This is a genomic window from Streptomyces verrucosisporus (assembly GCF_017114865.1).
Taxonomy (GTDB): domain Bacteria; phylum Actinomycetota; class Actinomycetes; order Streptomycetales; family Streptomycetaceae; genus Streptomyces; species Streptomyces fenghuangensis.
In genome coordinates, this window is record NZ_JADEYH010000087.1 from 1 (window position 1) to 721 (window position 721).

Genomic DNA, 721 nt, shown 5'->3' on the forward strand with positions numbered 1-721 from the left:
GCTAGAGCTTGCGAAGTCCACTGAGCACCCTTTCGAGCAGTGTCACATCTGGCTGGCCGCCGGGCTCGCTGCTGCTGCCCGGCTGATGGATGGCGACGAGGCCGGCCTCGGCCAGGTCGGCCACGAGGATACGGGCCACGCCCAAGGGAATGGAGAGAAGTGCGGAGATCTCGGCAACCGATTTGATCTCGTAACACAGATGGCAGATCCGCTGGTGCTCCGGGAGCTGGCCCTGGAGGCGGGCGGACTGCGCGGTGGTGTGCACCAGCGCCTCGATGGCGAGCTGGTAGCGCGGCCGGGTACGGCCCCCGGTCATGGCGTACGGCCGCACCAGCGGCGACGATCCGCCGCGGTCGTCGGCCGCGGGCCGGGAGCGGCGGGACCTGGGGGGCTCCTCGGCCCGCCCCTGGTGAGGAGGCTGCTGAGCGTGGGGCTGCTGAGGCTGCTGGTACTGGGGGTAGTCCTGCGGCCCTGGCTGGGAGTGGGGCTCCTGCCACTGCTGCCCGCTCGGTGCGGAGGGGAAGTTGTAGCGCTTCATGGACGGGTCGTGCTGCGGCTGAGACTGGTGCTGACCGCCGTAGGGACCGCCTGGGGGCGTTGCCACGTCTCCTCCTCCACTGCCTGACGTCACTGGGGCCGCGTCTTGTTCGTGTGCCGCTAGCCCACCGCGTCCCCGCACCTTATGGCGCGGAGACGCGATACGCACGGCCTGTATTGCTAG

1 protein-coding gene is annotated in these 721 nt (G+C 69.9%); it reads right to left on the reverse strand.

Features of this window, described 5'->3' with window-relative positions; translation table 11 throughout:
* Position 1 precedes the first annotated feature (1 nt).
* Entirely contained in the window at positions 2 to 604 is a 603-nt protein-coding gene (locus tag IQ279_RS27560; RefSeq protein ID WP_307792565.1) for a DUF742 domain-containing protein, read from the reverse strand.
* Positions 605 to 721 lie beyond the last annotated feature (117 nt).